The following is a 3,360-nucleotide window of genomic DNA, read 5'->3' as shown; positions in this document are numbered from 1 at the left end:
GCCCCGGCCGCGACGGCGTCCCGGCCGGTCGCCGTATCCCTCGTCGTCATCGTCGCCACGCGGGCCGAGCAGCTCGTCCGCCAGCGTCGGCAGGTCGTCCAACGGCGTCTCCTCGGCCCAGTCGGGCCGGGCCCGCCGCCGCGGCGCACCCGCCTCGTCGACCTGCGGCAGCTCACGCGTCCGGTCGTCGGGACGGTCCGCGCCCCGCGCCCCCGGCTGCCCCGACGGCTCGTCGCGGAAGAACCCGGACGGCACCCGGTCCGCGAGGTCCTCGTCGCGCACCGCAGGCAGCACGGCCGTCTCGTCCACCGCGCCGGGGGCGACCGGCGGCAGCACCGTGGTCTCGTCCGCGGCGCCCGACGGCACCGGCGGCTGCGGCAGCTCGGCCGTCACCTCCGCCTCGGACCCGGTGGCGGACGCGGCGCCGGAGGACCGCGGGTCCTCGGCGTCCCGCTCGCGCACCCGCGGCAGCACCGTCGTCTCGTCCACCGGACCATCCGCCGCGGGGGCCGGCTTGACCACCGGCGTCGGCACGGTCGCCGCCTCCGGCGTCACGGCCGCGGCCGACGGCGCCTTCGGCTGCGGTCCCGCCTGCGCGGCGGCCGTGGCCTGCTCGGCGGCCCGGCGTGCCGCCTCCGCCCGCAGCAGGGCCTCCTCGGCCTTGCGCTGCTTCTCCAGCCGCCGGGCCTCGGCCTCGGCACGCAGCCTGGCCTCCTCCTCGGCCTGCTTGCGACGCCGCTCCTCCTCGGCCCTGCGCCGCGCCTCCTCCTCGGCCCGGAGCTTCTCCTCGGCGAGCAGCCGCGCGCGCTCCTCCTCGGCACGCCGGTGCGCTTCCTCGGCGCGCTGCCGCGCCTCCTCCGCCTGCCGTTCGGCCTCGCGCCGCTGGGCCTCCTCCAGCTCGCGCTGCTTGCGCTCGGCCTCTTCGGCGCGCAGCCGCTCCAGCTGTGCCTGGCGCTCACGCTCCAGGCGCTCCTCCTCGGCCTTGCGCGCGGCCTCCTCCTCGGCCTTGCGGCGGGCCGCCTCCTCGGCCGCTCTGCGGGCCTCCTCGGCCGCCTTCACCTCGGCCTCGGACAGCGGCAGCATCTGGTCGAGCCGGTGCCGGACGACCGTGGTCACCGCCTCGGGCTCCTGCGCGGCGTCGACGACCAGGTACCGGCCGGGGTCGGCGGCGGCCAGCGTCAGGAAACCGGAGCGCACCCGCGCGTGGAACTCGGCGGGCTCCGACTCCAGCCGGTCCGGAGCCTCGGTGAACCGCTCGCGGGCCGCCTCGGGCGACACGTCCAGCAGCACCGTCAGATGCGGGACCAGTCCGTTCGTCGCCCAGCGGGAGATCCGTGCGATCTCCGTCGGGGACAGGTCACGGCCGGCCCCCTGGTACGCCACCGACGAGTCGATGTACCGGTCCGAGATCACCACCGCGCCGCGCTCCAGCGCGGGCCGTACGACGGTGTCGACGTGCTCGGCGCGGTCCGCGGCGTACAGCAGCGCCTCCGCGCGGTGGGACAGCCCGGCCGAGGACACGTCCAGCAGGATCGACCGCAGCCGCTTGCCCACGGGGGTCGCCCCCGGCTCGCGGGTGAGCACGACCTCGTGCCCCTTGGCCCTGATCCAGTCGGCGAGGGCGTCCGCCTGGGTGGACTTGCCGGCGCCGTCGCCGCCCTCCAGGGCGATGAAGAACCCGCCGGTCGCGGGCGTCTGCACGGGGTCGTCGCCGCCCAGCAGCGCGTCCCGCAGGTCGTGCCGCAGCGGTACGCCGGAGCGGTCGTCGACCTTGGCGAGCACCAGCGCGGCCACCGGCAGCAGCAGCGCGCCGACCAGCATCAGCGTGAACGCGGCCCCGCCGTGCGCGAAGACGAACTTGCCGTTCTCCAGCCGGTGCGGCCCGATGAGCGCCGCGACCAGCGGGGCGATCACCGCGCCCAGGGCCACGCTGACCCGTACGACCGCGTGCAGGTGCTCGGTCGTACGCGCCCGTCGGCCGTCCTCGGTCTCCTGGTCGAGCAGGGTGTGCCCGGTGTTGGCGGACACCCCCGCGCCGACACCGGCCAGCGCGACGATCAGCAGCACGCTGGTGACGTCCGGGACGAGCCCGGCGGCCAGCAGCGCCACCCCGGTGAAGGCGATCGTCAGGGACAGCAGGCGGCGCCGCGAGAGCGTCGGCAGGAAGGCCGGCGCGGTCCGGATACCGACCACGACACCGCCGGTCAGCGCGAGCACCAGCAGGCCGTACAGCACGGGCCCGCCGCCCAGGTCCTTGGCATGCAGCACCGACACGGCGACGGCGGCGGCGACCGCAGCGGCGACCGCCGCGCAGGCGAACACCAGCACCGGGATCACGCCCGTGCGGCCGCTGTCGACGCCCGCGGCCGTGCGGGGCCGGCGCAGGCCCTCCAGCGGCGAGCGCGCACGCGGGGTGCGCACGTCGGGCAGCTCCAGGCCGCTCACCACCGACAGGGAGGCTGCGAACAGCCCGGCCGCGACGTACGAGGCGAGGGCCGCCTGGTGCTGGCCGAACCAGGCGATGCCGGTGCCCAGGAGGTTGTTGACGAGGGACGCGGCGGCCAGCGTGGCGGCCGCGAGGGGGACCGCGACGAAGCTCGTACGCAGCGAGAGGCGGCGCAGGGCGTCCATGTGGTCCGGCAGCGGCCGTACCGTCGCGCCCTCCGGGGGCGGGGCGGGCAGCAGGGCGGGCGCCGCGCCCTCGCGGCACACCGTCCAGAAGCGCTCGGCGACCCCGGTCACGAACACGGTGACCAGGAGGACCGCGAGCGCGTTGTCGGGCGTCCAGTCGATCCACAGCGGCGCGACGATCAGCAGCGCGGCCCGCAGACCGTCGGCGCCGACCATCGTCCAGCGGCGGTCGAGCGGTCCCTGCTGGGACGTCAGAGAGGTCAGCGGGCCCAGGAGCACGGCGCCGAAGAGGAGGGTCGCCAGGATGCGTACCGCGAAGACGGTGGCGACGGCGATGGCCACGCCCCGGTAGCCGCCCCCGAACGAGCCGACGGCGATCGCCGCCTGGAGGGCGAGGACGACCAGCACGAGGAGCGTGAGGATGTCCCCCACGCCTCCCACGAGCTGGGCGCTCCAGAGCTGCTTGAGCTGCGGCCGGCGCAGCAGGGCGCGCACGGCGCGCTCGCGGGAGTCCGCCACCAGGGCGTCGTCCGGGGCGGGGTGGTTGGCCGTTGGCTGCTCGGCTCGCGTCATGCTTTCAGCCTATCGGGACCCGCCGACAGCCCGAGGCACACGCCCGCACGTGCACACACCCCGACACCAAAGTGATGCCGGGGCGTGCGTCCCGCGAACCCGCGGTGAAGGAGACGGTGAAGGAGATCCGGACGGGCCGGTGCACCACAGGTGCAC

Annotated in this window: 1 protein-coding gene; it reads right to left on the bottom strand. The window is 76.5% G+C overall.

Annotated features, from left to right (window positions below; all coding sequences use genetic code 11):
- Positions 1-3,204, bottom strand: a 3,204-nt coding sequence (gene tmk / locus ABT085_RS45130; protein ID WP_351622708.1) for a dTMP kinase, incomplete at its 3' end; no start/stop codon positions are given.
- Positions 3,205-3,360 lie beyond the last annotated feature (156 nt).

The organism is Streptomyces sp. NPDC002265 (assembly GCF_040296125.1).
GTDB lineage: Bacteria > Actinomycetota > Actinomycetes > Streptomycetales > Streptomycetaceae > Streptomyces.
Note: the sequence above shows the minus strand (reverse complement) of the source record. Positions and strands in the feature narration are given on the sequence as shown.